The sequence below is a fragment of the Nocardia sp. NPDC058666 genome, assembly GCF_042714895.1.
Taxonomy (GTDB): domain Bacteria; phylum Actinomycetota; class Actinomycetes; order Mycobacteriales; family Mycobacteriaceae; genus Nocardia.
The window spans coordinates 1066620-1092418 of sequence record NZ_JBHXRY010000001.1; the positions used below are offsets into that span (position 1 = coordinate 1066620).

22 protein-coding genes and 2 tRNA genes are annotated in these 25799 nt (G+C 67.5%); 14 read left to right on the top strand and 10 right to left on the bottom strand.

What is annotated here, in order from left to right; all coding sequences use genetic code 11:
* Positions 1-105 precede the first annotated feature (105 nt).
* Entirely contained in the window at positions 106-1284 is a 1179-nt protein-coding gene (locus ACFWVD_RS04905) for an MFS transporter (protein WP_379240973.1), read from the bottom strand.
* 279 nt (positions 1285-1563) lie between these two features.
* Between ACFWVD_RS04905 and ACFWVD_RS04910 the strand changes: the two genes are divergently transcribed.
* The 4 genes from ACFWVD_RS04910 (at position 1564) to ACFWVD_RS04925 (ending at position 4205) form a co-directional block, all read left to right on the top strand.
* On the top strand, positions 1564-2337 hold the full coding sequence (locus ACFWVD_RS04910; RefSeq protein WP_379240617.1) for a fumarylacetoacetate hydrolase family protein: 774 nt from the start codon (positions 1564-1566) through the stop codon (positions 2335-2337).
* 20 nt (positions 2338-2357) lie between these two features.
* Positions 2358-3833, top strand: a complete 1476-nt coding sequence (gene gltX / locus ACFWVD_RS04915; protein WP_379240618.1) for a glutamate--tRNA ligase — start codon at positions 2358-2360, stop codon at positions 3831-3833.
* Positions 3834-4022: 189 nt separating this feature from the next.
* A tRNA-Gln gene (locus ACFWVD_RS04920) sits at positions 4023-4094 on the top strand.
* A 38-nt stretch (positions 4095-4132) separates the two neighbouring features.
* Positions 4133-4205: transfer RNA gene (locus ACFWVD_RS04925), tRNA-Glu, on the top strand.
* 51 nt (positions 4206-4256) lie between these two features.
* On the opposite strand, the gene ACFWVD_RS04930 is transcribed toward ACFWVD_RS04925, so the two are convergent.
* A complete protein-coding gene (locus ACFWVD_RS04930; protein ID WP_379240619.1) occupies positions 4257-4958 on the bottom strand; it encodes an IclR family transcriptional regulator in 702 nt (233 codons plus the stop codon).
* Between the two features lie 63 nt (positions 4959-5021).
* On the opposite strand from ACFWVD_RS04930, the gene leuC reads away from it, so the two are divergent.
* The 3 genes from leuC (at position 5022) to ACFWVD_RS04945 (ending at position 7880) form a co-directional block, all read left to right on the top strand.
* On the top strand, positions 5022-6446 hold the full coding sequence (leuC, locus tag ACFWVD_RS04935; RefSeq protein WP_379240620.1) for a 3-isopropylmalate dehydratase large subunit: 1425 nt from the start codon (positions 5022-5024) through the stop codon (positions 6444-6446).
* A gap of 35 nt (positions 6447-6481) precedes the next feature.
* A complete protein-coding gene (gene leuD, locus ACFWVD_RS04940; protein WP_379240622.1) occupies positions 6482-7090 on the top strand; it encodes a 3-isopropylmalate dehydratase small subunit in 609 nt (202 codons plus the stop codon).
* Between the two features lie 157 nt (positions 7091-7247).
* Positions 7248-7880, top strand: a complete 633-nt coding sequence (locus tag ACFWVD_RS04945; RefSeq protein ID WP_379240624.1) for an HU family DNA-binding protein — start codon at positions 7248-7250, stop codon at positions 7878-7880.
* A gap of 118 nt (positions 7881-7998) precedes the next feature.
* On the opposite strand, the gene ACFWVD_RS04950 is transcribed toward ACFWVD_RS04945, so the two are convergent.
* The 3 genes from ACFWVD_RS04950 to cofC form a co-directional block, all read right to left on the bottom strand.
* Positions 7999-8943 carry an NUDIX domain-containing protein gene (locus ACFWVD_RS04950; RefSeq protein ID WP_379240625.1) on the bottom strand — a complete coding sequence of 315 codons (945 nt, stop codon included), beginning with the start codon at positions 8941-8943 and terminating at the stop codon, positions 7999-8001.
* Complete coding sequence (locus ACFWVD_RS04955) at positions 8940-11108, bottom strand: RNA degradosome polyphosphate kinase (RefSeq protein WP_379240626.1); 2169 nt, start codon at positions 11106-11108, stop codon at positions 8940-8942. Before ACFWVD_RS04955 ends, ACFWVD_RS04950 begins: the two co-directional genes overlap by 4 nt.
* A 72-nt stretch (positions 11109-11180) precedes the next feature.
* Positions 11181-11855 (bottom strand): 2-phospho-L-lactate guanylyltransferase, encoded by a 675-nt coding sequence (gene cofC / locus ACFWVD_RS04960; RefSeq protein WP_379240628.1) that lies wholly within the window; start codon positions 11853-11855, stop codon positions 11181-11183.
* A 31-nt stretch (positions 11856-11886) separates the two neighbouring features.
* Between cofC and ACFWVD_RS04965 the strand changes: the two genes are divergently transcribed.
* Positions 11887-12882, top strand: coding sequence for an NAD(P)H-dependent glycerol-3-phosphate dehydrogenase (locus ACFWVD_RS04965; protein ID WP_379240629.1), 996 nt, complete (start codon positions 11887-11889; stop codon positions 12880-12882).
* 44 nt (positions 12883-12926) lie between these two features.
* Positions 12927-14018: a D-alanine--D-alanine ligase family protein gene (locus tag ACFWVD_RS04970; RefSeq protein ID WP_379240631.1), complete on the top strand. Its 1092-nt coding sequence runs from the start codon at positions 12927-12929 to the stop codon at positions 14016-14018.
* 65 nt (positions 14019-14083) lie between these two features.
* Here the strand turns inward: ACFWVD_RS04970 and ACFWVD_RS04975 are convergent, their stop codons facing one another.
* The gene (locus ACFWVD_RS04975) at positions 14084-14788 is read right to left on the bottom strand and encodes a DUF3515 domain-containing protein (protein ID WP_379240633.1); all 705 of its coding nucleotides are present in this window, start codon (positions 14786-14788) and stop codon (positions 14084-14086) included.
* A gap of 119 nt (positions 14789-14907) precedes the next feature.
* On the opposite strand from ACFWVD_RS04975, the gene ACFWVD_RS04980 reads away from it, so the two are divergent.
* Genes ACFWVD_RS04980 through ACFWVD_RS04990 form a run of 3 tightly spaced genes read left to right on the top strand, consistent with a single transcriptional unit; the run spans position 14908 to position 16905 of the window.
* Positions 14908-15912: a thiamine-phosphate kinase gene (locus ACFWVD_RS04980; protein WP_379240974.1), complete on the top strand. Its 1005-nt coding sequence runs from the start codon at positions 14908-14910 to the stop codon at positions 15910-15912.
* 11 nt (positions 15913-15923) lie between these two features.
* Complete coding sequence (locus ACFWVD_RS04985; protein WP_379240635.1) at positions 15924-16607, top strand: uracil-DNA glycosylase; 684 nt, start codon at positions 15924-15926, stop codon at positions 16605-16607.
* 46 nt (positions 16608-16653) lie between these two features.
* Positions 16654-16905 carry a hypothetical protein gene (locus tag ACFWVD_RS04990; protein ID WP_379240636.1) on the top strand — a complete coding sequence of 84 codons (252 nt, stop codon included), beginning with the start codon at positions 16654-16656 and terminating at the stop codon, positions 16903-16905.
* Positions 16906-16912: 7 nt separating this feature from the next.
* On the opposite strand, the gene ACFWVD_RS04995 is transcribed toward ACFWVD_RS04990, so the two are convergent.
* The 3 genes from ACFWVD_RS04995 to rpmB form a co-directional block, all read right to left on the bottom strand.
* Complete coding sequence (locus ACFWVD_RS04995; RefSeq protein ID WP_379240638.1) at positions 16913-17701, bottom strand: enoyl-CoA hydratase/isomerase family protein; 789 nt, start codon at positions 17699-17701, stop codon at positions 16913-16915.
* Positions 17702-17966: 265 nt separating this feature from the next.
* Positions 17967-18551, bottom strand: a complete 585-nt coding sequence (locus ACFWVD_RS05000; RefSeq protein ID WP_379240639.1) for a GNAT family N-acetyltransferase — start codon at positions 18549-18551, stop codon at positions 17967-17969.
* Between the two features lie 70 nt (positions 18552-18621).
* Positions 18622-18813 (bottom strand): 50S ribosomal protein L28, encoded by a 192-nt coding sequence (gene rpmB / locus ACFWVD_RS05005; RefSeq protein ID WP_039799620.1) that lies wholly within the window; start codon positions 18811-18813, stop codon positions 18622-18624.
* 930 nt (positions 18814-19743) lie between these two features.
* Between rpmB and ACFWVD_RS05010 the strand changes: the two genes are divergently transcribed.
* Positions 19744-21684, top strand: a complete 1941-nt coding sequence (locus ACFWVD_RS05010; protein WP_379240975.1) for a DAK2 domain-containing protein — start codon at positions 19744-19746, stop codon at positions 21682-21684.
* Positions 21685-23940 carry an ATP-dependent DNA helicase RecG gene (recG, locus tag ACFWVD_RS05015; RefSeq protein WP_379240640.1) on the top strand — a complete coding sequence of 752 codons (2256 nt, stop codon included), beginning with the start codon at positions 21685-21687 and terminating at the stop codon, positions 23938-23940.
* 1 nt (position 23941) lies between these two features.
* Here recG and ACFWVD_RS05020 read toward each other — a convergent pair whose 3' ends face one another.
* The gene (locus ACFWVD_RS05020; protein WP_379240641.1) at positions 23942-25402 is read right to left on the bottom strand and encodes a short-chain fatty acyl-CoA regulator family protein; all 1461 of its coding nucleotides are present in this window, start codon (positions 25400-25402) and stop codon (positions 23942-23944) included.
* Between the last annotated feature and the right edge of the window lie 397 nt (positions 25403-25799).

Below are 25799 nucleotides of genomic sequence, written 5' to 3' on the forward strand. Positions count from 1 at the left end.
GTTCGCGGGTATCTCTGCGAATTGTCTTCGGCGAGTATCGAATACGGGTATTCAGCTGTGCTGGAGAGGATTTCGGATGGGGTGATGAAAGTAGTTGGTGGGCAGCTACTTTCGTGGGCTGCGCGGTACCAGCGGGATCGCGGCCGCGGCGCCCACCGCAGCCAAGGCGTAGACGGTGGGGAAGCCGGTGGCGGCGATGACGGCGCCGAAAACTGGTGGGACGAAGGCTATTGCGAGGTTTTGGCCGGTGTTCTGGATGCCCAGGCCTCGGCCGGACCAGAAGGGGCCCGCGATTTCGGCTACGGCGGTGAAGGCTAATCCGTTGTCGGAGACCGAGATCACCGAGGCGGCGACCATCAGGGGGACCGCGGCCCACCACCAGTCGGTCCAGGTGGTTACTGCCAGGGCGGCCATGGTGATGGCGGCGGCGATCGCTACCTGGCGCAGGGGAGTCAGGCGGGAGCCGACTCGGTCGGACCAGGCGCCCGCGCCGATTCTTCCTGCGGCGCCCAGGAATTGGGTCACCGTCATCAAAGCGCCTGCGGCGGCCAGTGACCAGCCCAGGTCGCTGTGCAGCCACAGCAGACCGAAGGTCCACAGGGTGCCCTGGGGGATGACGAGCAGGATCGAGACGGCGTGGATGCGCCACAGGGTGGAATCGCCGCGGTAGGGATTGGCGCGATCGGCGGCCTTGGTGGGTGGGCGGGCCGGGTCGATCACGCCGATCAGGCAGCCGATCGCGGCGAGGCCGCCCATGATCGCGGGGACCAGCAGCGCGGACGAGATGCCGTGGTGTTGGGCGACCCACGGGATGGTCATCGCGCCGATGCCGACGCCCAGCGGCTGCGCGGCCTGGCGGATTCCCATGGCCACGCCGCGTCGGTCCGGCGGGAACCAGCCCACGATCAACCGGCCGCTGGCGCTGTTGGAGCTGCCGGCGCCCATACCGCCCACGAACAGCAGCGCGGCGAAGGCGATCGGGCTGTCCACCAGGGCCGCGCCGATGCCCGCGACGCACATCAGCAGTGCTCCCGCCACCAGCGCGACCCGTTCGCCGATCTTGTCGACCACGTACCCCCAAGCGATCAGGGTGCAGACCAGACCCATGGTCGGCAGCGCCACCAAAGCCCCCGCCGACGCCAGCGAATCACCGCGAGCGGTCAGTGCGGGCAGCAGGAAGGGTGTGCCGTGGATGAAGATCGAACTCGAGGTCTGCGCGAACACGCCGAGCGCGAGCATCAGCCACCGTCTGGCATCACGGATCTGCGACACGTCCACGATCATCACCTCGCTGAATTGCACGATTGCGTCTCAATATTTGAGATTGCAGTCTCATTGGCTGAACATCGATGCTCACGGTACACCGATGACCCGTGGATGTGTCGCGTGCCCGAGGTGTCTGACAGGTCACACTGCGCGGTGCGCGAATTGCGTAGGCGGGCAGCGTCTTCGAATCACATCGGTGTGAGCTTGCCCGCACCGCGCGTGCGTCGCTATCGACCGTGCCGTGTCCCGTCGCGGGCGCGTTCGGGCAGGTAGTCGCGCCTCGATAGACTCCCTGCCATGCGCTTAGGTCGAGTAGCCAGTCCCGATGGAGTCGCGTTCGTCAGCATCGAAGGCGACGGAAGCGATGCCACCGCCAAGGAGATCGCCGAACACCCGTTCGGCTCGCCGACGTTCACCGGACGGAGTTGGCCGCTGGCCGACGTCCGCCTGCTGGCGCCGATCCTGGCCAGCAAAGTGATCTGCATCGGCAAGAACTACGCCGCCCACGCGGCCGAAATGGGCGGTGTGGCACCGGTGGATCCGGTGATCTTCATCAAGCCCAACACGTCGATCATCGGTCCCAACGCGTCGATCATCCTGCCGCCCAGCTCATCTCAGGTCGACTACGAGGGCGAGCTGGCCGTGGTGATCGGCCGTCCGTGCAAGGACGTGCCCGCTGCCAAGGCCGCCGAGGTGATCCTGGGTTACACCGTCGCCAACGACGTGACCGCCCGCGATCAGCAGCGCCACGACGGTCAGTGGACGCGGGCCAAGGGCTACGACACGTTCTGCCCGCTGGGCCCGTGGATCGAAACCGCCCTTGACCCAACCGATCTGGAGATCACCACCGAAGTCGACGGTGAAGTTCGTCAACGCAGCCGCACTTCGCTGTTCCTGCACGACATTCCGGAGATCATCGAGTGGATCAGCTCGGTGATGACGCTGCTGCCCGGTGACGTGATCCTCACGGGCACACCGGAAGGCGTTGGTCCGTTGCAGGCCGGTCAGAGTGTGTCGGTCACCGTCGAGGGCATCGGCACCCTCACCAATCCTGTTGCCACCAAGCGCTGAATCCAGCGGAGAAGGAAGTCATGACTGAAGTTCGCGTCCGTTTCTGCCCGTCGCCGACCGGCACGCCGCACGTGGGCCTGGTCCGCACGGCGCTGTTCAACTGGGCGTACGCGCGCCACCACGGCGGCAGCTTCGTGTTCCGCATCGAAGACACCGATGCCGCACGCGATTCCGAGGATTCCTACCAGGCACTGCTGGACGCGCTGCGCTGGTTGGGACTGAACTGGGACGAGGGCCCGGAGGTCGGTGGCCCGTACGAGCCGTACCGGCAGTCGCTGCGCCGCGACCAGCACCTGGACGTGGTGCGCAAGCTGCTCGAGGCGGGCGAGGCCTATGAGGCGTACTCGACACCGGACGAAGTCGAGGCCAGGCACCGCGCGATCGGTCGCGATCCGAAACTGGGTTACGACAATTTCGACCGCGATCTCACCGCCGAACAGATTGCCGCCTATAAAGCCGAAGGACGCCCCGCGGTGGTGCGTTTGCGGATGCCCGACGAAGATCTCGGGTGGAACGATCTGGTGCGCGGAGAAACCACGTTCAAAGCCGGAACCATCCCCGATTTCGCGCTCACCCGCGGCAATGGCGACCCGCTCTATACCCTGGTCAATCCCGTCGACGACGCCATGATGCGGATCACTCACGTGTTGCGCGGCGAGGATCTGCTGTCGTCGACGCCGCGTCAGCTGGCGCTGTACGCGGCGCTGCAGCGCATCGGGGTGGCCGAGTTCACGCCCGAGTTCGGTCATCTGCCGTTCGTGATGGGCCAGGGCAACAAAAAGCTGTCCAAGCGCGATCCGGAATCGAATCTGTTCCTGCATCGCGACCGCGGATTCATTCCCGAGGGTTTGCTGAATTACCTCGCGCTGCTGGGTTGGAGTATCGGCGAGGACCGCGATGTCTTCTCGATGGCGGAAATGGTCGCGGCATTCGATATCTCGACCGTGAATTCCAATCCCGCGCGTTTCGATCAGAAGAAGGCCGACGCGATCAATGCCGAGCAGATCCGTCTGCTCGAGCCTGCTGATTTCGCGGAACGTTTGCGCGAATATCTGACCGCGCAGGGTCACATCGGCGCCGACATCGACGAGAAGAGCTTCGCGGTTGCCGCCGATCTCGTGCAGACCCGGATCGTGGTTCTGGGTGACGCGTGGGGCCTGTTGAAGTTCCTGTTCGTGGCGCCCGTGGAGTTCGCGATCGATCAGGCGGCAGGCAGCAAGAACCTCGGTGCCGAAGCCGACGCGGTTCTCGACGCCGCTATCGCTGCTGTGGAGCCCTTGGGCGAGTGGACCACCCCTGCCCTAGAGGAGGCGCTCAAAAAGGCGCTCATCGACGATCTGGGGCTCAAGCCGCGTAAGGCCTTCGCGCCGGTGCGGGTGGCGGTGACGGGTTCGCACATCAGCCCGCCGCTGTACGAGTCGATGGAACTGCTGGGCCGCGAGGCTTCGCTGGAACGTCTGCGGGCCGCCCGTGGTTGGGTGCCTGCCGCGCAGTAGCTGCGGGAGCGGGTGCGGCGAGTGCGTCGCATCCGCTCGGATGGCCCGAAAACGGCCGAAAAGGGCCTTCTGACCAGGCGATTTGTAGTTTACCCCCTAGTGTTTGGTAATCTTCTCATCGCCGCGGAACACGGCCTCGCAACACCGACAACCACTCGGTGGAGATTGCAAGGTGGGCGTTTCGGTCTTTGGGGTATGGTGTAATTGGCAACACAGCTGTTTCTGGTACAGCCATTCTAGGTTCGAGTCCTGGTACCCCAGCAAGGTTTCACACTCGGTTAGATTTGTGAGATCGTCCTGGCCCCGTCGTCTAGCGGCCTAGGACGCCGCCCTCTCAAGGCGGTAGCGCGGGTTCGAATCCCGTCGGGGCTACAAAGCAAAGTAAGGCCCCCGGTCGAATCCGACCGGGGGCCTTCTTCGCGTTTACAGTCGCTTGTGCAGTGCCTCGGCCGCCGCGACCAGATCCGCCGCCCAGCGCGCACCCGGCCGGCGACCCATCCGGTCGATGGGTCCCGAGACCGACACCGCGGCCACGATCGCCCCGTTGGCATCGCGCACCGGCGCCGAGACGCTGGCCACACCCTGCGCGCGCTCGGCCGCACTTTGCGCCCAGCCGCGCTTGCGCACCTCGGCCAGCGCGCGATCGCCGAACACGGCGTCGGCCAGGACGGTTCGCTGCAGTTCCGGATCGGCCCACGCCAGCAACACCTTCGCGGCCGAACCCGCGGTCAACGGCAGTCGGGAACCGACCGGCACCGTGTCACGCAGGCCGACCGGGGGTTCCAGCGCGGCCACGCAGACGCGGGCGTGCCCGTCGCGGCAGTACAGCTGCACGCTCTCGCCGGTGATCTCGCGCAGGCGGGGCAGAATGACCCCCGCGGCCTCCACCAGTGGATCGGCCGCCCCCGCCGACAACTCGGTGAGCGCGGGACCGGGACGCCACAATCCGTTGCCGTCGCGGGCCAGCAGCCGATGCGTTTCCAGCCCGACCGCCAGCCGGTGCGCGGTGGCGCGTGGCAGGCCGGTGCGGGTGCACAGGTCGTTGAGACCGCATGGTTCGTCGGCGACGGCGTAGAGCACCGCCACGGCTTTGTCGAGAACACCGATACCGCTATGCTGTCTCATAGAACGATACTAACGTCTCAAATGCTGAGATACCAAGTATGCCCGTCGAAAGGTGATCAAGCAATGGCCGAGCGCGCTCGCACACTGGCCGAGAAGGTGTGGGAACAGCACGTCGTCGTCACAGGCGAAGGCGAGGGTTCTTCCCGCGAACCTGATCTGATCTACATCGATCTGCACCTCGTGCACGAGGTGACCAGCCCGCAGGCCTTCGACGGGCTACGCGCGGCAGGCCGTCCGGTGCGCCGCACCGATCTCACCATCGCCACCGAGGACCACAACGTCCCCACCGCCGATATCGACAAGCCGATCGCGGATCTCGTGTCGCGCACCCAGGTGGAAACGCTGCGCCGCAACTGCGCCGAATTCGGCGTGCGGCTGCACTCGATGGGCGATGTGGAACAGGGCATCGTGCACGTGGTCGGCCCGCAGTTGGGTCTTACCCAGCCCGGTATGACCGTCGTCTGCGGTGACAGTCACACCTCCACGCACGGCGCGTTCGGCGCGCTGGCGATGGGCATCGGCACCAGCGAGGTCGAGCATGTGCTCGCCACCCAGACGCTGTCGCTGCGCCCGTTCAAGACCATGGCCATCACCGTGGACGGCGAATTGGCGCCCGGCGTCACGAGCAAGGACCTGATCCTGGCCGTGATCGCCGAGATCGGCACCGGCGGCGGCCAGGGCTATGTGCTGGAGTACCGCGGCGAGGCCATTCGCAAGCTGTCGATGGAAGCGCGGATGACCATCTGCAACATGTCCATCGAAGCGGGCGCGCGCGCGGGCATGATCGGCCCCGACGAGACCACGTACGAATTCCTGAAGGGCCGCCCGCACGCCCCGCAGGGGGCCGACTGGGATGCCGCAGTGGCGTCCTGGGACGCGCTGGTCACCGACGAGGGCGCGGAATTCGACGCCGAGGTCCACATCGACGCCTCGACGCTGACCCCGTTCGTCACCTGGGGCACCAACCCCGGACAGGGTCTGCCGTTGGGCGCGAACGTGCCCGACCCGGCGCAGATCGTCGACGAGAACGAGCGCGAGTCCGCCGAGAAGGCGTTGCGCTACATGGACCTGACGCCGGGTATGCCGCTGCGTGAGGTGAGCGTGGACACGGTGTTCGTCGGTTCGTGCACCAACGGCCGGATCGAGGATCTGCGCGCGGTGGCCGACGTGCTGAAGGGCCGTCAGGTCGCCGACGGCGTGCGCATGTTGGTCGTGCCCGGTTCGATGCGGGTGCGCGCGCAGGCGGAAAAGGAAGGTCTGGGCGAGATTTTCACCGCCGCGGGCGCGGAATGGCGGCAGGCAGGCTGCTCGATGTGCTTGGGCATGAACCCCGATCAGCTGGAGCCGGGGCAGCGGTGCGCGTCGACGTCGAACCGCAATTTCGAAGGCAGGCAGGGCAAGGGCGGTCGCACGCACCTGGTCTCGCCGCTGGTCGCCGCCGCCACGGCAGTGCGAGGAACCCTGTCCTCGCCCGCTGATCTGGCCTGAGTCACCGATCACCGACAGATCGAAAGGGAATCGTTATGGAAGCCTTCACCGTTCACAAGGGCATCGGTGTACCGCTGCGCCGGTCCAATGTCGACACCGATCAGATCATCCCCGCCGTTTACCTGAAGCGCGTGACCAGAACGGGTTTCGAGGACGGCCTGTTCGCCGGATGGCGTGCCGACCCGCAGTTCATTCTCAACACGCAGCCGTACAGCCGGGGCAGCGTGCTGGTGGCCGGACCGGATTTCGGCACCGGCTCTTCGCGTGAGCACGCGGTGTGGGCGCTGTCGGACTACGGATTTCGGGTGGTCATCTCGTCGCGTTTCGCCGACATCTTCCGCGGAAATGCTGGCAAGGGTGGGCTGTTGGCCGCGCAGATGTCACAGAACGATGTCGAAATGTTGTGGAAGTTGATCGAGGAACAGCCGGGTCTGGAATTGGTTGTTGACCTGTCCTCGCGCACCGTCACAGCGGGAACCGTCGTGTTGCCGTTCGATATTGACGACTACACCCGCTGGCGTCTGCTGGAGGGTTTGGACGATGTCGGCCTCACGCTGCGCCGCGCCGACGAGATCGGTGAGTTCGAAAAGGGAAGGCCGTCATGGAAACCCGTGACGCTACCGGAGCCTATTTCGCAGGCGTAATCACCTGCGGTGCGCAGTCGCTGTTCGGCGTTCCGAGGTAGCTGGACGTGTGCTAAACCACATGAATTTTGGCGTGGCACATAGACTCTTGCTCAAACTGGGTTTACCGTGGTACCTAGTCGGTCCGACGACGGGCCATTAGTCTGCGGAGGATTCAATGAACAAGGCGGAACTGATCGACGTTCTGACCGAAAAGTTGGGTACGGACAGGCGGACGGCTACCGCGGCTGTCGAGAATGTTGTCGACACCATCGTCCGTGCCGTGCACAAGGGTCAAAGCGTCACCATCACCGGATTCGGTGTGTTCGAACAGCGCAAGCGTGCTCCCCGGGTCGCTCGTAACCCGCGCACCGGTGAAACCGTGAAGGTGAAGGCCACTTCGGTGCCTGCCTTCCGACCGGGCGCACAGTTCAAGGCGGTCATCGCGGGCAAGCAGAAGCTGACCGCGTCCGGGCCTGCCGTCAAGCGTGGCGCGAATGCCCCGGTGGCGGCGAAGAAGGCGGCAGCCAAGAAGACCGCGGCGAAGAAGACCGCGGCCAAGAAGGCGACGCCCTCGAAGGGTCCGGCCAAGACCACGGCCCGCAAGGCCGCGACCAAGGCACCCGCCGCCAAGAAGACCACGCCGGCCAAGAAGGCCACGGCGGCAAAGAAAGTGACGGCGGCCAAGAAGGCGCCTGCCAAGAAGGTGACCGCCGCCAAGACCACGGCGGCCAAGAAGACCACAGCTGCGAAGAAGGCTCCTGCAAAGAAGACTGCTGCTAAGAAGACTGCCGCCCGTCGTGCTCGTTGATCCTGCCGCAGCGGGATCAGGTCGGGGAATGTGCATGTAAGCATCACCCACCACTGGACCGAGAACGGCCCCGGGAATCCCGGGGCCGTTTCGGCTGTTTCGAGGCTGATCGCCGGGGTCAGGTGGTCACGATTGCTGTCGACAGCGCCCGGTCCATATGGTTCGCCGCGACTAATCGGTCGCCCACGAACGACAATGCCCACACGCTGCCCTTGCGATTGCGCACCGAGGGCAAGGTGAGGTCGCCTTCGGACGCCAGCCACTGCATCAGATCGGGAATCACCCCGCCCTGACTGCACACCACCGGCACGCCGGTATCGGTGACCAACGACAGAAAACGTTGGCGCGCCGCACTTTTCGCGAATTCGTAACCTTGCTCGGAAAACAGTGGCTCGCAAATGATTTCGGTATCGAGCTGTTCCGCCAGCGGGGTCATCGTTTGGACGCAGCGCAGTGGATCGGCGGAAAAGATCTCAGATGCGCCGAACGCCAACAGATTCGGCGTCAATGCCTTGGACTGCTGTTGCCCGTCGGCCTCGAGTGGGCGCAGCTCGTCGGGGCCGTCGAAGTGGCCGCGCTTGCCCGCCTTGGCGTGGCGCACCAGCAGCACGGTGCTGGTGCGGGCGGGCAGGCGCGCGAAGATCCGCACGACCTGGCGGTCCATCGGATACGACAGCTGGTCCATCACCTGCGACAGCGGGATCCAGCGCAGATCGTCGACCTCGTCGTTGATCGCGAAATCGCCCTCGGGGGCCTCGGCGGCCCAGTAGTCCACCCGCTTGAGCTGACGGTGCCCGGGGATCGGATAGGTGACGTGGCCCAGATAGCGCCCCAGCGTGGCAGGCAGGCCGGTTTCCTCGCCTACCTCGCGCACGGCCGCGACCACCGGGGTCTCGCCCGGATCGAGCTTGCCCTTGGGCAGCGACCAGTCACCGTATTTCGGGCGGTGGATCACGCCGATCTCGGGTCCGTCGGCGCCCTCGCGCCACAGAACCGCCCCTGCCGCATGGATATTGGGTCGAACTCGCGGATCGCGCAACGTCTCCCGCCCCTTCGCGTTCACGGCTGATCGGGTCGACGCAGTCGCATGAGGAAGGTTTGGTGATCGCGCACCTGATCGGCCTCGGCGTCGGTGGGACTGGCCTGCCAGGTCCCGTCGGGCAGCAGGATCCAGCAACGCGTCATCGGGTCCAGCGCGGAATCGAACATCTGCGCCAGCTGATCCACCAGCTTGGGATCTTTCACCTGCACCATCACTTCGACGCGGCGGTCGAGGTTGCGGTGCATCATGTCGGCGCTGCCGATCCAAGTCTGTTGCTGCGCACCGAATTCCATCACGCGAGAGTGCTCGAGGAACCGGCCCAGGATCGAGCGCACCTCGATGTTCTCGCTCAGGCCGGGCACGCCCGCGCGCAGCCCGCAGATACCGCGCACCACGATCTGCACCGGCACGCCGGCCTGGGAGGCGCGGTAGAGGGCGTCGATGATCTGCTCGTCGACGATCGCGTTGGCCTTGATCCGAATCCGCGCGTCCAAACCCTGTCCGGCCAGCTCGATTTCGCGATCGATACGCTCGATGATGCCCGCGCGCACACCAAGTGGCGCGACCATCAGGTTGCGGTAGTCGTCCTTGCGGGAGTACCCGGTCAGCGAGTTGAACAGGTCGGTGAGGTCGGCGCCGATTTCCGGTGCGGCAGTGAACAACCCGACGTCCTCGTACAGGCGCGCGGTCTTGGGGTTGTAGTTGCCGGTGCCGATGTGGCAGTAGCGACGGATCGTGGAACCCTCGCGGCGCACCACCAGGCAGGTCTTGCAGTGAGTCTTCAAGCCGACCAGGCCGTAGACCACGTGCACGCCCGCCTGTTCCAGTTCGCGCGCCCACTTGATGTTGGCCTGCTCGTCGAAACGAGCCTTGATCTCGACCAGCGCCACGACCTGCTTGCCCGCCTCGGCGGCCTCGATCAGTGAGTTGATGATGGGGGAGTCGCCGGAGGTGCGGTACAGGGTCTGCTTGATCGCCAGCACCTGCGGGTCGGCGGCGGCCTGTTCGATGAAGCGCTGCACGCTGGTGGAGAACGAGTCGTAGGGGTGGTGCACCAGCACGTCGCCCTCGCGCAGCGCGGTGAACACATTGCGCGGGGTCTCGCGCTCGCCGAACGCGGCCGGGGTGGCCGGAACGTACGGGGCGTCCTTGAGTTCGGGACGGTCCACGCCGTAGACCTGCCACAGGCAGGACAGGTCCAGCAGGCCGGGGACCTGGATGACGTCGGCGGGGTCGACCTCCAGCTCACGTAACAGCAGTTCCAGCATGTGCTCGGTCATGTCGTCGGACACCTCGAGACGCACCGGCTTGCCGAAGCGGCGGCGCGCGAGTTCGCGTTCCATGGCCTGCAGCAGGTCTTCGTCGCGGTCCTCGTCGACCTCGAAATCGGCGTTGCGGGTGATCCGGAACGAATGTGTCTCCACCACGGTCAGACCGGGGAACAGCAGGTCCAGGTGGGCGGCGATGAGGTCTTCCATCGGCAGGAAGGCCGCGATCGCCGACGGTGCGTCGGTGCGGCGCACGCGCACGAACCGGTCGACGTTGTCGGGGACCTTCACGCGGGCGAAGTGTTCGCCGCCGGTGCCGTTGTCGCGCACGGTCACGGCCAGGTTCAGGCTCAGGCCGGAGATGTACGGGAACGGGTGCGCGGGGTCAACGGCCAGCGGGGTCAGGACCGGGAAGACCTGGTCGGTGAAGTAGCCCGAAAGGCGTTCGCGCTCAGTGTCGTCCAGATCGTTCCAGCCGATGATGTCGATGCCCTCGGCCGACAGAGCCGGGTTCACCTCATCGATGAAGACCTTCGCGTGCCGCTTCTGCAATTCCTGGGCGCGGGCGGTGATCATCTCGAGCTGTTCCGACGGGGAGCGACCGTCGGCCGAGCGCACCGAGAGACCGGTTTCGGCACGGCGTTTCAAACCGGCCACGCGCACCATGTAGAACTCGTCGAGATTGGACGCGAAGATCGCGAGGAACTTGGCCCGCTCCAGCAACGGCAGCGACGCGTCCTCGGCGAGGGCCAGCACGCGGGCGTTGAAGTCCAGCCAGCTCAGCTCGCGATTGAGGTAGCGATCGCGGGGCAACCGCTGCGACGTGGCGTCACCGCCCGCGGTGATGGCGGCCGCGGGTGGCGGGGAAATCGGGGGCAGCTGCTTGATGGTTTCCGTATCGCTCACGGGATCAATCATCCCTCGAGGAAGGGTCGCCGCGCATCACGACATCGTACGGTTCGTCCGATCTGCGACGAATCCGGCGATCGGTCAGCACACGGTGCGAACGGGATCACTTCTGTGCGCGGCGAATCCGAATTCGCGCAGCGTCGAGGTGGTGCATTCGCCGACGCCCAGCGCGGCGACGGTGTCCAGATCCTCGGGGGTGTCGACGTCGCTGCGCAGGCCAGGCCAGTGACCTTCCAGCACTACGGCACCGCTCTCACGGTGCGCGCGGGCGGAATCGGCGCCGAAACGGGGGGCCAGCGGGGCGGCGGGGTCGTGGATCAGCAATGCGGCGGTACCGGTGCCCGTGTGATCGATCACCACGCAACGACCACCGCGCGGCGCGACGGCGAGAACGTCGGCCAGTTCGGCCGGGCGCAGGGCAGGCAGGTCCGCTTGGAGGGCGAGCAGGCGGCTGGGGCCGTGGCGATCGCGCACGTTCTGCGCGCCCGCGGCCAGGGCGGTGTTGAGCGGGTCGTGGCCCGCGGGGGGTTCGTCCAACACATGTGCGCCCAGTTCCCTGGCACGCGCGGCAACCAGCGGATCAGGGGTGACCACGGTCAGCGACACCAGCTGCGGCACGGCCATGGCGGCCACGACCGTATCGGTGAACATGGCCAGCACCAGCTGCGCGCGCTGCGAGCTACTGAGCACGCTGCCCAGCCTGCTCTTGGCCCTGTCGATCTGCTTGACCGCCATCACGGCGTGCACGGTGTGCATGGGCTCGATCCTTGCATGGCATATTGGGCTGATGACGAGGGCGGCAGTAATGGGTGCGGGGTCGTGGGGTACGGCGTTCGCGAAGGTGTTGGCCGAAGCGGGCACCGACGTCACGATCTGGGCCAGGCGGGCGGAGGTGGCGCAGGCGCTGGACACCGAACACCGCAATCCGTTCTACCTGCCGGGGGTGCAGTTGCCGCCGGTGCGCGCCACCGACGATCACCGGGTCGCGTTGGACGGGGCGGATCTGGTGGTGCTCGCGGTGCCGTCACAGTCGCTGCGCGGGAATCTGGATGCGTGGAAAGGCGATATCGGGTCCGACGCCACCCTGCTGAGCCTGGCCAAGGGGATCGAGACCGGGACGCTGCTGCGGATGAGTCAGGTGATCGCGGAGGTCACCGGGGCGCAACCGGGGCGCATCGCGGTGCTGTCGGGGCCGAATCTGGCGCACGAGATCGTCGAACGGCAACCGGCTGCCACGGTGATCGCCTGCACCGACACCGAGCGGGCCGGAGCCGCGCAAAGAGCTTGTGCGACTGGGTATTTCCGGCCGTATACCAACACCGATGTGATCGGGTGCGAGATCGGCGGGGCGTGTAAGAACGTCATCGCGCTGGCCTGCGGCATCGCCTCGGGGATGGGGTTGGGCGACAACACCGTGGCCAGTCTGATCACGCGCGGGCTGGCCGAAGTGATCCGGCTCGGGGTCGCGTTGGGGGCACAACCGGTGACGTTGGCCGGGCTGGCCGGGGTGGGCGATCTGGTGGCCACCTGCACCTCGCCGCTGTCGCGCAACCGCTCGTTCGGATTCGCGCTGGGCGCGGGTGGCACCATGGCCGCCGCGCAGGAAGCCACCAATGGGCAAGTGGCCGAAGGTGTGAAGTCGTGCACATCGGTGCGGGCGCTGGCCGCCGCGCACGGGGTGGAGATGCCGCTCACCGACGCCGTGCACAAGGTGTGCCACGAGGGACTGTCGGTGAACGAGGCGGTCGGCAGCCTGCTCGGGCGACGCATCAAGCCCGAATAAGGGCGATAGCGCCACCACGGCGCGAACCTACTACGGTGACGTTCATGACGGAACGGATCAAGGTAGCTGTGGTGTTCGGCGGGCGCAGCAGCGAGCACGCGGTCTCGTGCGTATCGGCGAGCAGCGTGCTGCGCAACCTCGATCCGGCGCGCTACGAGGTGGTGCCGGTGGGCATCACCGCCACCGGCAGTTGGGTGCTGGCCGACGGGATCGGTGAGTTGGCGCTGAGTCACGGCGTCGAGCCGCAGGTCGACGCGTCGGGAACCGCACTCACCCTGGCCGCCGACCCCGGTCGTTCCGGTGCGCTGGTTGCCCTGGATTCCGGCGCCGTGCTGAGCAATGTCGACGTGGTGTTCCCGATCCTGCACGGGCCCTTCGGCGAGGACGGCACGCTGCAGGGGATGCTTGAGCTGGCCGGGATTCCCTATGTGGGTGCGGGCGTTCTCGCCAGTGCCGCGGGGATGGACAAAGAGTTCACCAAGAAGTTGCTGGCTGCCGAGAATTTACCCGTGGGTGTGCAGATTGTGCTGCGGCCGGGGATCGAGACTCTGTCCGATGACGACCGTGCGCGGATCGGGCTGCCCGCCTTCGTGAAGCCGGCGCGCGGTGGGTCGTCGATCGGCATCACCAAGATCACTGACTGGGCCGACCTGCCCGCGGCGATCGCCGCCGCGCGGGTTCACGACCCGAAGGTGATCATCGAAGCGGGCATCGTCGGACGCGAAGTCGAGTGTGGCGTACTGGAATTCGCCGACGGTGAAGTGCGCGGCAGTGTGGTCTCCGAGATCCGGATGCCCGATGCCGACGCGGCCGCGCCGCAGTTCTACGACTTCGCCACCAAATACCTCGACGACGTGTGCGAATTCGACGTGCCGGCCAAGCTCGACGACGAGGTCGCCGACGAGATCCGCGAGCTGTCGGTGCGCGCGTTCCGTGCGCTGGACTGCCAGGGGCTGGCGCGAGTGGACTTCTTCGTCACCGAGAACGGGCCGGTGATCAACGAGATCAACACGATGCCCGGATTCACGCCGATCTCGCAGTACCCGCGGATGTGGGAGGCCAGTGGTGTGGACTATCCGACGCTGGTGTCGACGCTGATCGAGACGGCGCTGTCGCGTGGGACCGGGCTGCGCTAGTTCTGTTCGGGCGCTTGGGTTTCGGGGTGCCGTTCCTGTAATGGGTTCGGGCTCAGGCTGTTAGCTCAGAGTTCGCCCGGAGTCGGTTCGCGCGCAGGCAGATTCGCGGTGATGGTGTCGGACACGATCTGCACCGCGCTGGTGCCCGAGTTGTCGGGGACTGTCAGGGCGATGTAGGTCTCGCGGTCCACCGCGAACCACGTGCCGGTCTTGCCGACCTCGTCGCGGACCTGGAACCACTTCACGCCGTCGATCTCCGTCAACGGGGACGCCCGGTTGAATTCCAGTGGGCGGTCCAGGCCGCAGCGCAGGGTGATCGGGTCGCCGCCGTCGGGCAGCTGCCAGGCGCGGGTGGCCGGCGGGGCGGGTTCGACGAGGGTGGCCTTGGTGTAGTCGCCGAGATCGGCGGGCAGGGCCGGGAGCAGGGTGTGGCAGGCGGGGCCGTCGGCGGCGGGGGCCGGGACGGGGCCCAGCGCGAGGGGTTCGCGTTCGACGGGGGCGCGTAGGGCGACGAAGGCGGCCACCAGGACTGCGACGATCAGGACGATGGGCAGGGCGACCGCCGTGGCGATGAGCGCGGGGGAGTGGGTCGGCTCGAGGTCGGTGTCGTCGGAGTCCGATTCGTTCGCGTCTGTGTCGGAGGCCGCACCGGCGCCTGCGTTCGCGGCGTCGCCCGATGTCGACTTGTCGCCGACCGCTTTCGCATCAGCAGTGACGGTGTCGTCGGGGGTGGTCGCCTGGTCGCGATCCTCCGGGTTCGAGTCCGCCATAGCTGTGTGGTCCTTCCGTTCGCGGGTTCGCCTGCACCGTCGGTGGTGCCCGATCGCCTTCGAAAGGGTACCGTCGGGGCGATTTCGTCGGTTCGCAGCACAGTGGGAAGGGGTCGGTCATCAGCGAGGACAGCCGTCCGCAGACAGTGCGTGAGCTGGGCGAATTCGCCCTGATCGACCGAATCAACGCCGGTCGCGAACAGGCCGCGCACGTGCTGCTGGGTCCCGGTGACGATGCCGCGCTGGTGGCCGCGCCCGACGGGCGGTTCGTGGTGAGCACCGACATGCTCGTGGAAGGCAGGCACTTCCGCCTGGACTGGTCCTCGCCGGTGGACATCGGCCGCAAGGCCATCGCCCAGAACGCCGCCGACGTCGTGGCGATGGGAGCCCGCCCGACGGCGTTCGTGGTCGCGCTGGGCTGCCCGGCCGATACTCCCGTGGCGGTGGTCGAGGGGATCGCCGACGGGATGTGGATCGAAGCCGCCCGCGCCGGTGGGTCCATCGCCGGTGGGGACCTGGTGCGCAGCGAACAGTTGGTCGTCTCGGTGACCGCGTTCGGCGACCTCGGCGGACAGGCCGCGATCACCCGCTCTGGCGCCGGAGTCGGCGACATCGTCGCGGTCGCAGGCGAACTCGGCTGGTCCGGCGCGGGGCTTGCCGTATTGACCAGCGGTGCAGACACATCCGACCCCGAGTTCGCCTATGCGCTTGCCACCCACCGTGTTCCGCAACCGCCCTACGCCGCGGTCGTCGACGCGTTCGGCACCGACATCCCGACCAGCCTCACCGACATCTCCGACGGCCTGCTCGCCGACCTCGGACATCTGGCCGCCGCCTCACATGTCGCCATCGACGTCCACAGCACGGCACTGACCGACCCGGAACTGTCCGCGGTCGCCAAGCGCCTGGACGCCGACGCCGCGCACTGGGTGCTGGCGGGCGGCGAAGACCACGCCTTCGCCGGAACCTGGCCCGCCGGTGTCGCATTGCCCGCGGGCTGGCGGCCGATCGGCGTGGTCACCGCAGGCAGCGGCGTCACCGTCGACGGCGCGGCACCCACCGGCGGCACCGGCTGGGAATCGTTCCGTGGGGCGGACGCCACCCGCACCGACGACGAACGATAGGTTGTGCGGTCATGGGTGCCAAACCACTGTCGGAGATCATCGATCCGGGCTGGGCCCGGGCACTGGAGCCGGTCCGCGACCGCATCAGCGAAATGGGCGAGTTCCTGCGCGAAGAGAACGCGGCAGGTCGCGGCTACCTGCCTGAAGGGGAGAACGTGCTGCGCGCGTTCACACGCCCGTTCGAGAAGGTGCGGGTGCTCATCGTCGGCCAGGACCCGTACCCCACGCCCGGCCACGCGATGGGGCTGAGTTTCTCTGTCACACCGCAGGTTTCGCCGGTCCCGCGTAGCCTGTCCAACATCTTCGCCGAATACAGCAAGGACCTCGGATTCGATACGCCGACCTGCGGTGACCTGAGTCCGTGGTCGGATCAGGGTGTGCTGCTGTTGAATCGGGTACTCACCGTCACTCCCGGCGCACCCGCGTCGCATCGTGGCAAGGGCTGGGAGGCGGTCACCGAACAGGCGATCCGGGCGCTGGTCGCCCGCGACGAACCGCTGGTGGCCGTGCTGTGGGGCAACGACGCCCGCGCGCTCAAGCCCACACTCGTCGACGCCGAGGTGCCCTATGTCGAATCGGCGCACCCCTCACCGCTTTCCGCCTCGCGCGGGTTCTTCGGTTCGCGACCCTTCTCCCGGGTCAACGAACTGCTCGACGAACTCGGCGCGGACCCCGTCGACTGGCGGCTGCCCTGACCCGGGGCGTCGCCCGCACCAGAAAATGATGAAGGAGCACAACCGGATGTACATCTCCACCGTTCGCGCCGCGCTTGCCACCGCCGCCGTCGCCGCCGCCATCACCGCGGGCGCGGGCGCGGCCTCGGCGCAGGGCCTGCAGCTCGAGCCCTACAACGAGCAGGCCGCCCCCGTCGCCACCACCCAGGTCGGCGAGGAATGGACCTCCACCGGCACCTCCACGATCTCCTCGGGCGTGAACGCGAAGGTGACCTGCCTGCTGCAGAACACCTTCAGCGCCCTCGGTGCCGCCTGCTGAAGGTGATTCAGCTCAGCCCGCGGTAATCGGGCTTGCGCTTGGCTACGAAGGCGTCGACGCCTTCGCGCCCGGTGCTGTTGTTCGCGGCGGCGGCGATGCCGTCGCGTTCGGCGTCCAGCTGCTGGTCCAGTGTCGCTGTCGGCGACTGGGCCAGCAGCTTTTTCATGGCCGTGTAGGTGGCGCGGGGGCCGGTGACGAAGGACTGGGCCACGCGCAGGGCCTCGGCGCGGATGTCGTCGTCTTCGACTGTGCGGCTGAGGATTCCGAGTTGAACAGCTTCGGTGGCATCCAGGACCGCGTCGGTGAGCAGGATCTCGCGGGCGCGGCTCAGGCCCACGATCCGCGGGAGGGTCCAGGACATGCCGCCGTCGGGGGTCAGGCCGATGCCGGGGTAGGCGGGGCGCAGTTTGGTGGACGGGCCGCCGATGGCGATGTCGGCGGCGCAGACCAGGCTCATGCCCGCGCCCGCCGCCCAGCCCTGCACGGCGGCGACCACGGGCACGGGGGCCTGCACCAGCGCGCGGACGTAGTCGTGCAGTACGGCGGCCTTGTCGAACAGGTAGGCGCCACGATCATCGGCGGCGGCGAAGTTGCGGACATTGCCGCCCGCGCAGAAGTTCGCGCCCGCGCCGGTGAGCAGGATCGCGCCGACCGACGGGTCGAGGGTGCGCAGGGCGGCGGTGCCCGCATCGATCAGATCGAAATCCATCGAGGTGCCCGCGGCGGCGGTGGCGATGGTCAGCTGCAGCACGCCGTCGATGATCTGGGCGGCGGGGACCGGTTCGGTGGTACTCATGGGCGTCACACTAACCGGGCTTCGATGCGCAACATTCGCGGGCTGCGTATGGCGCGCAGCGCCCGACGCGCAGTGGTCACTGTCCGCAGCACACGCGCGGGTACGCGCCGACTTCCGGCGTAATCGCCCAAAACGCTGCCTGAAAATCAGTTTTCTGACTATTCGGAGGCGTTCTGGGCGATTACGCCGGGTGCCGGGCAGTTCTCGGCGGTGTGCGCTGGCGCGGAGCCTCTTCGACCGCGCATGGTCGGTGGCGCAGGTGCGTCTAACCGGGGGCGCGGCGCCACAGTTGTTCGGGCAGCAGGGTGAACGGGTCGAGGCGGTGGATGCCGGTGTCGGTGAAGCCGTGGCGGCGGTAGAAGGCGTGGGCGCGCGGGTAGTCGGCGAAGACCCAGAGGGTGCACGGTGATCCGGGTGCGGCCGATTCGATCAGGGCGTCGGCGATGCCGGTGCCGTGCCAGGCGCTGCGGATGTAGAGGGCCTCGAGTTCGGTCTCGCCGGGTGCGGTCTCGGTCTCGCCGGGTGCGGGAGCGGTCTTGCTGACCGCGCATGACTTGTCGGCGATCTCGGTGATTTCGTCGTGGTCGCGATCGACGTGGGCGAGGGTTCGGCGGCGGTCGGTCGCGGAGGCGAAGCCGATCACACGGTCGTCGACGAGGGCGACGGGCAGCCGGTGGGTGCCTTCGGCGCGGCGACGTTCCCAGGTGATCGCCGAGCGATCCAGGTCGAAGCCGTCCAGGATGTGGGCGGGGACCAGGGTGTCGTAGGACTCGCGCCAGGTGGCGATATGGCAGGCGGCCAGTTCGGTGACCCGGTTCGCTGTCAGCGGCGCGATCCGCCAGTCACTCACGGACGACAAAACCCCCGATCACCCACAAGGGGGTGCCGGGGGACTGTCGGCAGAACGTATGGGCTGAAAATCAGCCGCGGGCGACCTTGCCGGCCTTCAGGCAGGAGGTGCACACATTCATCCGGCGAGTGTTGCCAGGGGCAACCTGCGCACGCACGGTCTGGATGTTCGGGTTCCAGCGACGGTTGGTGCGCCGGTGCGAGTGCGAAACCGACTTCCCGAAACCGGGGCCCTTGGCGCAGACGTCGCAAACGGCAGCCATGTCGCGAGCTCCTTCATGTCATAAGCGGCTAACGGCGCACGAATGCCCGTTGAACCGGAAACTGATTCAGTCAAATGCCTTGCCGACTGATGTCGGCCAGCGCAGACCCACGTGGGCCGCACGAGGCAACCCTGCAAGACTAGCGGGCCGGGCCTCGAACTTCCAAACCGGGTATCCCGGTCGAATCGCCGAGCACAGCCCGGACGAGGGCCCTTCCGGGAAACAGCATACCTGTTGCGGTTCTGCCGCTGAAACCGGTCGGGGGCCGGTGGCCACGAGCGTTCGACCGGAAGGACCCCACCCGCTGGGGTGGTGGTGGCGCGTGCGCAGGCCAGGCACGGTAGGCCGCCGCGTTCGCGTGGAGTGGTGGCGGCGGCGCGTGCCGCAGGCCAGGCACGGTAGGCCGCTGCGTTCGGGTGGAGTGGTGGCGGCGGCGCGTGCCGCAGGCCAGGCACGGTATGCCGCCGCGTTCGCGTGGAGTGGCGGCGGCGGCGCGTGCCGCAGGCCAGGCACGGTAGGCCGTCGCGCTCGGGTGGGGAGACGTCGGTGGCTGCCGCTAATCTGGCGTGCGTGCTCGGCGCGCGGGCACGCAGAACGGGGAGCGAGGTGGCGGTGGCGCACGTGCGGGACTGTCTCGACGGTGGTGACCTGCTGGTCTGGGCCCGTCATTGCCGCACCGACCTGGAACTGCGCCGCGCCGAAATCGACGCCCTCAACGTGTTTCCCATCGCCGACTCCGACACCGGAACCAACCTGCTCGCCACCATGCGGGCCGCGGTCGCCGCCGCCGAACGTGCGGTGCTCGAGACGCGATCCGACGCCGACGAAACCGGGGAGGTGACTTCGGGCACTCCGGCCGCAGGATCGGCGGATACCGGCGAACAGGTGTTCGATATCGCCGACCGAACGGGTGTCGACGCGGTCGCCCAGATGCGCACCGACCGGACGGCGGTCAACGCGCATCAGGCTGCTCAGGCGGGCGCCGACCGGACGGCGGTCAACGCGCATCTGCCCGCCCAAGCGCCCACCGACCGGACGCCCGTCAACGCGCATCTGCCCGCCCAAGCGCCCACCGACCGCACGCCCGTCAACGCGCATCTGGTCGCCCAGGCACTGGCTCGCGGTGCGACCACCGGTGCACGCGGGAATTCGGGGATCATCCTGTCCCAGGTGCTGCGCGGGATCGCCGAGGCAGTCATCGCAGGACCGCTGACCGGCGAGCGACTACAGGCCGCACTGCGCCGGTCGGCGATTCTGGTGCGAACCGGATTGAGTGCCCCGGTCGAAGGCACGATCCTGACCGTCCTCGACCGGGCCGCAGTAGCCGCCGCCGAATCCGCCGACCCATCGCTGGCCACCGTTGCCCGAAGCGCTGCCGACGGCGCTGCCCGCGCCCTGAGCGAAACTCCGGCCCAACTGGGCGTTCTGCGCGCGGCCGGCGTGGTCGACGCGGGCGCGCGCGGCCTGTTGGTGCTGCTGGACTGCCTGGTGACCGAAGTCTGCGGCGAAGCACCCACCCGGGTCAGGTACACGCGTGGAGACCGAGGCGAGCACGGCCCGCACCCTCGGTCCGGCGGTGACGGGGAGGCGTGCCCTACCGAGGAGCGACGCGACGACGACCCGGCACCGCGACTCGACTCGGCTGCGGCCGTCAGCGCCGACGCTGCGACAAGGGCGATCGACCGCGGATCGGGGCGGCGAATCGAGCCTTCGGACGATGATGGTGAGTTCCGTCATGCAGCCGCCGTGGGCGGAACGCGCGCGATGTCGGACACGCAATGCCGGGGGGCGAATGCCGATCAGGATCGCACCGATCCGCACTTCGAAGTCATGTACGTGATCTCCGGCACCGATGACGCGGCCGCTGGCGGTCTGCGGGATCGTCTCGCCGTTCTCGGCGACTCCGTGGTCGTCGTCGGTGACGGCGACACCACCTGGTCCGCCCACGTGCACTGTCGCGATGCCGGTGCCGCGATCGAGGCAGGGCTGGCGGTGGGGACGGTCACCGGGATTCGCATCGAGAGTTTCGCGGTGACCGCGCCGCTGGGCGGCCACCACGAGCTGCGCACCGAAGGGCGCGCCGACCATCACGGCCGGGACAATTCCGCGTCGCACGCGAGCGCCGGTGATCGGCTGCCGGACTCCGCGGGCCGCGATGGTGTGCCGGTAACCGGCGACGACCCCGTCCTCGGAGAGGTTGCGCGTGATGTCCTCGCGGACCGCGGCGTCCTGGCGGTTGCCGCCGGCGCAGCTGCCGCGCGCTTGTTCGAGGACGCCGGAGCAGTGGTGGTGCGGGGCGATCGGCAGGTCGATACGGACACCCTGCTGCGGGCGATCCGCGCGATGCCGAATCGGGAAGTGTTGGTGTTGCCCAACGGAGCCTTGCCCGCGCAGGAGTTGGTGGCCGCGGGTGTGGCCGCGCGTGACGGGTCACGTGACGTGTTGTTGTTGCCCAGTGCCTCGATGGTGCAGGGGTTGGCGGCGTTGGCGGTGCATGATCGGGGGCGGATCGCGGTCGATGACGCGTTCGCCATGTCGGAGGCGGCGGCGACCACCCGGTGGGGTGCGTTGCGGGCGGCTCGGGTGCGTGCGTTGACCATGGTCGGAATGTGTTCGCCCGGTGACGGATTGGGGCTGGTCGGCCATGATGTGGTGGTGATCGACCCGGACGTGGTCGGCGCGGGACGCATCCTGCTGGACCGAATGCTGGGTCTGGGTGGGGAATTGGTGACCCTGCTGATGGGTGCCGATGCGGGGCCCGAGTTGGCGCAGGTGCTCGCCGATCATGTGACGGCCGGTTTCCCCGGTGTCGAGGTGGTCGTGTATTCCGGTGGACAGCAAGCGGATCTGGTGCAGATAGGGGTCGAGTAGATGGCGACATTGAGTGACCGGCTCGACCACGTGTTGGGCGTGAAGGCGGCCGACCGGCTGACCGAGGCGTTCGACATGACCACCGTCGAGGACCTGCTGCGCCACTACCCGGCGCGCTACGCCACCCAGGGCCAGCCTCTCACCGAGGAGGAGCCGGAGGAGGGCGCGCACATCACGGTCATCGGCCGCGTGACGAAAACCGAACTGCGCCCGATGAAGAACCGCCGCGGCTCGCTGTTGAAAGTGCAGCTGGACACCGGCGCGCAACGTCCGATGGAGGTCACCTTCTTCAACGGTGACAAGGTGCGCTATCTGGTGAAAGAGGGTGTGCGAGCGATGATGTCGGGCACCGTGCACTGGTGGCGGCCCGATCGCTGGAACCTGTCGCACCCCGATTACCTGATCCTGCCCGACAAGGCCGAAGCGGGCGTGGAGGAACTGACCTCCGTGCGCGGCAGCGGTGCATTGCGTGGGCTGGCGCAGAGCGCGAAAGGCGCTGGGGGAGTGGATGCCTCGTTCTTCGAGCGCGAGTTCGTCCCCGTGTACCCGGCGACTGCGAAGGTCCAGAGCTGGGACCTGCTCGCGTGCATCCGTCAGGTCCTGGACCAACTCGACCCCATCGAGGACCCGCTACCCGAAGACCTGCGCGACGAACGCCAACTGCTCCCGATCTCCGACGCCCTGCGTCTGATCCACTTGCCCGAACACAAGCTCGACATCGAAAAAGCCAGGGACAGACTGCGTTTCGATGAAGCGCTCGCCCTGCAACTGGTGCTGGCCGAACGCCGTCACGAGGTAGAGGGTCGCACCGCCCCGGCCTGCCCGCCCACCCCCGACGGCATCGCCGCGACCTTCGACCAGCGTTTGCCGTTCGAGCTCACCGAAGGCCAGCTGCAGGTGCTCGAGGACATCTCGTCAGACCTGTCACGCACCCGCCCGATGCACCGCCTGCTGCAGGGCGAAGTGGGTTCGGGCAAGACGATCGTGGCACTGAACGCCATGCTGCAAGTAGTGGACTCGGGCAGGCAGTGCGCCTTGCTTGCCCCCACCGAAGTCCTTGCCTCCCAGCACTATCGCTCACTGCGCGCCATGCTCGGCGAACTCGGCAACGCGGGCGAACTCGGCGCCGCCGACAAGTCGACCAAGATCGTGCTGCTCACCGGATCCATGTCGACCGCCGCGAAGAAGGCCGCACTGCTGGACGCGATGACCGGCGAGGCGGGCATCGTCATCGGCACCCACGCGCTGATCCAGGACTCCGTGGAGTTCTTCGACCTCGGCCTGGTCGTGGTCGACGAACAGCACCGCTTCGGCGTCGAACAGCGAGATGCGTTGCGCGCCAAGGCCAAAGACGGCATCAGCCCGCACTTGCTCGTCATGACCGCCACTCCTATCCCGCGCACCATCGCGATGACCACCCTGGGTGACCTCGAAACCTCCACGCTCACGCAGCTTCCCAAGGGGCGCTCACCGATCGTGTCGAAAGTCGTTCCGCGCAAAGCACATCCGGGTTGGGTGGATCGCGCCTGGGAACGCATCGTCGAAGAGGTCGGACAGGGTCGGCAGGCGTACGTGGTCTGCTCGCGCATCGGCGAGGACCCCGACGCGCCACCGGCCAAGGGTAAGAAGGAGAAGGAGCCACCCACCACCGCCGCGGCCGTCGAGATGTACGAGACGTTGAGCGCCGGTCCGCTGTCCGGCGTGCGCGTCGGCCTGCTGCACGGCAGGCTCCCGTCCGACGAAAAAGACCACGTGATGCGCCAATTCAACGACGGCGCTATCGACGTGCTGGTCTGCACCACCGTCGTCGAGGTCGGTGTCGACGTCCCCAACGCCACGGTGATGGTGATCGTGGACGCCGACCGGTTCGGCGTGAGCCAGCTGCACCAGCTGCGCGGCCGCATCGGACGCGGCAAGCATCCCGGCCTGTGCCTGCTGGTCACCGATGCCGCACCCGGCGGCACGGCGATGGCCCGGCTCGACGCGGTCGCCGCCACCACCGACGGTTTCGAATTGTCGGTACTCGACCTGCGTCAACGCCGTGAGGGCGACGTCCTCGGCTCGGCACAGTCGGGCACCGCGCGCTCGCTACGTCTGCTGTCGCTGCTCGACGACCTCGAAGTCATCACCGCCGCACAGGAATTGGCCAGACAGGTCGTGGCCGAGGATCCCGGCTTGGTCAACCACCCCGGCCTGGCGGGCATGATGCACGCCGCCGTCGACGGCGAACGCCTCGAATACCTCGCCAAATCCTGAACTACGAAGGCACGGCTCGCGCCACCGCGTTCGTGGCACTGTACGGCAACCGCGGATACGGCAGATCGGTGCTGGTGTGCTCGACCACCGCCAGCGGCCGCCCGATCTGCGGAAACGCCCGCTGCGGGCACGCGGGCCGCTCGCACACCTTGCATCCGGCCCCGATCGGCACCGTCACCATGGAGTCGTCCAGCTGCAGCCCCTGCGAATACACCAGCCGGTCGGCGTATTCGATATCGCAGCCCAGCGCGATGACGAAGTTCTTCGCCGCCGTCCCGTGCCCCTGCGGCGCGGCCGGGGTGGTGCGCGCGATCCACAGGTAGCGGCGCCCGTCGGGCATCTCCGAGATCTGGGTCAGGATGCGGCCCGGTTGGGCGAAGGCCTCGTGCGTGACCCACAGCGGGCAGCTGCCGCCGACGCGAGAGAAGTGAAAAGCCGTGGCGGACTGACGTTTCGAGATGTTGCCCGCTCGGTCGGTGCGCACGAGGAAGAACGGCACTCCGCGCTGTCCCTGCCGCTGCAGGGTGGCCAGTCGATGGCAGATCGTCTCGAACCCGACCTCGAAACGCAGCGCGAGCAGGTCCACGTCGTAGCGCAGTTCCTCGGCCGATCGCAGGAACCGCCCGTACGGCAGGATCAGCGCGCCCGCGAAGTAGTTGGCCAGCCCCACCCTGGCCAGGGTGCGGGATTCGCCGGTCAGCGCCCGCGATTCGGCGAGCACCGTGTCGATCTCGCGGCTGTAGAGCAGTAGCCCGAGCGTGACCGCGATCTGGAACGCGCGCTGGCCCGGACGCAGCCGTCGGGCCAGGGTCAGGGTGCGGGTGTCGGGGTCGTAGTGGCGTTTGGGGATGGTCGGGTCCGCGCCGTCGCCGCGCACCAGCACCGTCACCCCGGCGCGTTCCTCGGCGATGCGGGCCAGCTGACGATCCAGCGAACCGATGCTCAGACCCGATTCCTCGAACAGTTGCTCGGCGGCGTGGTCGAGGGTCGAGATGTGGTTGCGGTGGTCGTAGAAGAAGTCGCGCACGTCTTCGTAGGGCATGGGGGTGCCCGGCGAGCCGGTCGGGGTGTCCACGCGTGAGGACAGCAAGTCGAGTTGGTCGGTGGCCGCGCGCAGCCGCCGGTGCATCGCGATCACGATCCGGGCCACCTCCGGCAGCCGCGTGGCCAGTTCCTCGACCTCGGTGATCGGTGCGGTATCGCCGCCCCCCGCGGCTTCCACCAGCACCTCGTGCAGGTCCGAGACCAGCCGCGCGTCGGAATCGGCGGCGAAGAACTGCACGTCCAGGTCGAAGGTCGAGTTCAGTTTCAGCAGAACGGGAATGGTCAGCGGACGCTGATCGCGCTCTAGCTGGTTGAGATAGCTGGGTGACAGATCCAGCGATTTCGCGAGAGCTGCCTGAGTCATTCGCCGTTCTTCGCGCAGCCTTCGTAGCCTGGCCCCCGCGTACATCTTCCGCACGAGCAAGATACTAACGCGCACTGTTCGCAATATTCGCTGAATGCGGACATTGCGTGCGGAGAAGTCCAGTGCTGCAAGGGATTCTACGCAAACCTACCCGTGCGTAACGTGCGAAGTAAGGCTCCCGAACGCACCGCGCAATCCCCGGTGACCTGCGTACACCGAGGTAAATCCGCGTGCTCGTGCATCTTTCGCACGCCGCGCCCTAAAAAATACGCCTGTTCAGGCAGTTTCGGTAGGTGTAGCCGTGCGGTTGCGTGTGAAAACGCCATCGGGAGTTCGCCCGGCCGCCCGCGCTGTGTAGTACTGCCACCCGACCCGCGCACCGCGCACCGCCGCGGTGGGTGAGATGTGACGGTCGGATTACCGCGACTTCGCAGGTGGACGCCCTGCGGTG